The 3,776-nt window shown below is 42.5% G+C and carries 4 protein-coding genes; 2 read left to right on the plus strand and 2 right to left on the minus strand.

Annotated features, from left to right (window positions below):
* On the minus strand, positions 1-584 hold a 584-nt coding region (locus VK541_RS01860), incomplete at its 3' end, for a heavy metal translocating P-type ATPase metal-binding domain-containing protein (RefSeq protein ID WP_324366354.1).
* A gap of 397 nt (positions 585-981) precedes the next feature.
* Entirely contained in the window at positions 982-1,902 is a 921-nt protein-coding gene (locus VK541_RS01865; protein WP_324366357.1) for an AraC family transcriptional regulator, read from the minus strand.
* A gap of 223 nt (positions 1,903-2,125) precedes the next feature.
* Here VK541_RS01865 and VK541_RS01870 point away from each other — a divergent pair, with 223 nt between their 5' ends.
* On the plus strand, positions 2,126-3,328 hold the full coding sequence (locus VK541_RS01870; protein ID WP_324366359.1) for a Gfo/Idh/MocA family oxidoreductase: 1,203 nt from the start codon (positions 2,126-2,128) through the stop codon (positions 3,326-3,328).
* A 42-nt stretch (positions 3,329-3,370) separates the two neighbouring features.
* On the plus strand, positions 3,371-3,776 hold a 406-nt coding region (locus VK541_RS01875), incomplete at its 3' end, for an aminotransferase class III-fold pyridoxal phosphate-dependent enzyme (RefSeq protein WP_324366361.1).

A 3,776-nucleotide genomic window follows, 5' to 3' on the forward strand; every position in this document is an offset into this window, starting at 1 on the left:
AAGCTGAGCAGCATCACATTTCCAAAACAAAATCCGGCTACAGCAATTTTTGTAATCAGCTTTCTTTCTGCTTTATCTCCTTGTTTTTCTTTAACCACATCCTGTTGACTGATCAAGGGCTCATAGCCAATGGATACCAGCATTTCAATGATTTCTTTTAAGGTTGCTTCCTGATTTTTGAAAGTGATCGTGACCTGCTTTTTTAAAAAATCTATTCTGGATTTCAGGACTGCCGGCTGCAGCTGGTAAAGGTGCTCTAACAACCAAATACAGGAACTGCAGTGAATTGCAGGGATAAATAAAGTTATGATAGAGGTATTCTCGTCCTGATAGTCTACCAGCTTTTCGGCGATCTCCTTTACATCGAGGTAGTCAAGATTGAGTTTTTGTTTCTGCTGAGTTTGTCCGGGGATATCGTTGTATATATAATAATTAGAGAGATTATGTTTAGATAATATCTCATAGACGGTTTTACAGCCCAGGCAGCAAAACTTCATGTCATCAGACTTGTAAATACCGGTTGTGATATCTTCACCGCAATGGAAGCAGTGATCTGCTATAATGAAAGTCTTTTCCGCTGGCATACTTGATTATTATCTTCCAAAATTGGCCATTTATTAAGGGCAGGAAAGTGACGGGTGTTTTTAAAAAAAGTGATATTGGACACTGATATGCTATCGCTCACATTAATCCTGGATAGAAATAAGGTTTTATTTCAGCCGTGAAATGAAATGCCTTTGCCGGATAAAGGTATTGCTGTTTGTAAGAGTTCTGACCAGCTTCCATTGCTGCTTTTGCAAATCCAATTTAACGGTTTCAAGGCCTTTGATAGGCTTTGGGGTCATGTAACCCCCTAGAAGAGGTCGTAAAGAAGTTGAGAAAGGGTTGTGGTCATACCATGTCCAGTCATTGGGAGTACGGTAACATTGATCATTGGAATGCTTAGAAAAATCAGCTCATTTAATGCCATTTCTCAATATTTTATAATTTTTTGTGCCCGATGCTCATCCGGTACTTTGAGGGGCTCATTTTCGTGTACAGTTTAAAATTCCTGTTGAAATTTGTCAGGTTATTGAACCCGCATTTAAAACAAATGTCAGAAACAGAGAGATCCAGGTTCCAAAGCAGCTTGCAGGAGTAACCGATCCGCACTTCATTTACGAAATTTGTAAAGGTTTTCTGTGTCTTGTTTTTAAAATACTTGCAGAATGCGGTTGGGGCCATATTGGAAATGGAAGCGATATTCTCAAGTGTAATCGTTTCGGTAAAATGATCCCGGATATACTGGTAAACCCTGTCAAGTCTTTTGATGTCCTGCTGACTAAACGAATTTGAATATCCTTCACTGGCAAGGCATTGATATTCGTTTGATTTTGCAATAGCTTCCAGGATGTTGAGTAAAATAAGTATCCGTTCCAGGCCTTTTGTCCTTTTAAGCTTAAACAGATTTTTTGCTACTTTTTGCTTGGTAAGACCAGTCACCTTAATTCCTCTGTCTGTATCGTTAAACAGTTTCCTGAGTTTGAAAAGGCTTTCCGAATTCAATTGATTTTCAGTGAGCCAGTTCGGACGGAAATAGACAACGAGTGCATGGATAGCAGAATTGTTATAGTAAGAAATATGCGGAACCTTTGGCCCCAGGATGACGAGGTCTCCCTCAGAAAAATTCTCAATGCTGTCGCCAATGATCCGGGTGCCCTTACTTTTGAGGATCAATGCGATCTCGTGGGTATTGTGAAAGTGGAACTGATCCTCAATACTCGATACGATCAGCTCTTTCACATAAATAGAATCTGTTAACAGCAGTTCCACATCTAAAAGCCGCGGATCAGCGGTACCGTCGAGCCTGCTTTTTATCGATACACCTGCTTTGCTATTGTCGTAGTAAAATGAGGTTTGCATAATACCTGGTCCTTATCAGAAGAATAAATATAGACCTTGCGGACACTAAAGACTCCTATTATTATTTGCTTTTGTGATACTATTTTATGATTCAGCTGCCATTCTCCCGATCAGAACAGGCGTTAAAAGGATAAAATAGTTTAAGTATTGGATAGAATATTTAGCACATCTCCCTATTGCAAGCCGTAATTTAGTTTCACGAAAATGTATTGATTTATTATCTATGAAGAGAAGAGAGTTTTTGAGTGCGGCTGGTATCGGGGCTGCTGCGTTTACGGCAGCTCCTTACCTTGCTTTTGCGGGGATTCCTTTAAGTGACCGCAAGATCAGGGTAGCTATTGTTGGCGGGGGATTTGGCGCAGGCTTTTATTTCCATGAGCATCCAAATTGTATTGTGGAGGCAGTAAGCGACTTGCGTAAGGACCGGCGTGACAAGCTGATGCAGATCTATAAATGCCAGAAAAGCTACGAATCGCTGGAAAAGCTGCTGAAAGATCCAAAGGTAGAGGCTGTGTTTATTGCTACGCCTGCAATTGACCACGCAAAGCATGTAATAGAAACACTGAAAGCAGGTAAGCACGTATTGTGTGCTGTTCCGGCGGCGATGACACTGGAGGAGTGTGATAAAATAAGAGATGCTGTGGAGCGTACCGGACTTACCTATATGATGGCAGAGACTACCGCGTACAGGCAAAATACTATTTCTGCGAAAAAATTCTATAAAGCCGGAGAGTTTGGGCACATCTTTAGTGCTGCTGCCGAATACAATCATCCGGGCCTGGAGTCTTACTTTTTTGAAAATGGCAAACCTACCTGGAGGCATGGACTGCCGCCAATGCTGTATCCTACGCATTGTACCTCTTTCCTGATCTCCGTCACGGGAGAAAGACTGACCAGTGTAAGCTGTCTGGGATGGGGCGATGACAGCCCGTTATTGAAAAATAATCCCTATCAAAATCCTTTCTGGAATGAAACCGCATTTTTCCAAACCAATAAACATACCCCTTTCAGGGTGGAGGTGAACTGGAAAGGGGCATTAAAAGAGGCTGAGCGCGGGGAATGGCGGGGAAGTAAAATGAGTTTTTATTCTCCTCAGCAAGGTGTTGAAGATAATGTTATTGTACGCACAGCTGATACATTGGGTAAAGATGATGCAGGATTTAAGAACAAGGCAAATACAGTTGAGGTCTATAAACAGTCGAATTGGTGGGATACCGATATGCTGCCTCAGCCCCTGCACCACAATAGCGGGCACGGCGGATCACATACTTTTATAACCCACGAATTTATTGATGCCCTGGTTAAGAGCAGACAGCCGGAGGTAAACATCTACGAGGCCCTGGCTTATACCGCTCCGGGTATAGTTGCACATGCCTCTGCACTCAAAAACGGAGAATATATGAAAATCCCAAGTTTTGATAAATAATACAATTAAATATGAAATTCATTAACAATACAATATCGTTGTATGCATAGCTGGCCCAAATCATCAGAATTACTAAAGAAAAACGAGCGATGGATACCTGGAGGGGTGGTATCCCTGAACAGGAAATCAGACCCTAATATCTGTTTTAGCAAAGGGAAGGGGGCCTATGTCTGGGACATCGAGGGAAATAAGTATATCGATTATCAGGCGGGCTTTGCCGCCGCGTTCCTTGGGCATAACGATACAGACGTAAATCAGGCGGTAAGGCAGTCGATGGAAGACAATACGGTACTGATGGGAGCTGGTCCGACAGATCTGGAAGGACAGTTTGCGGAATTATTCTGTAAGTGTGTGCCCGGTGTTGAATCGGTTCAGCTCACCACCACAGGTTCTGAGGCGACTTATCATGCCATCAGGATCGCACGCGCTGTGACTGGTCGCGACCATG

Source organism: Pedobacter sp., assembly GCF_035317785.1.
Classification (GTDB): Bacteria; Bacteroidota; Bacteroidia; order Sphingobacteriales; family Sphingobacteriaceae; genus Pedobacter.

Bases quoted from the DNA above. Each gene is read 5' to 3' on its own strand.
- VK541_RS01865 (WP_324366357.1), bottom strand. From the start codon at position 1,902: ATGCAAACCTCATTTTACTACGACAATAGCAAAGCAGGTGTATCGATA.
- VK541_RS01870 (WP_324366359.1), top strand. From the start codon at position 2,126: ATGAAGAGAAGAGAGTTTTTGAGTGCGGCTGGTATCGGGGCTGCTGCG.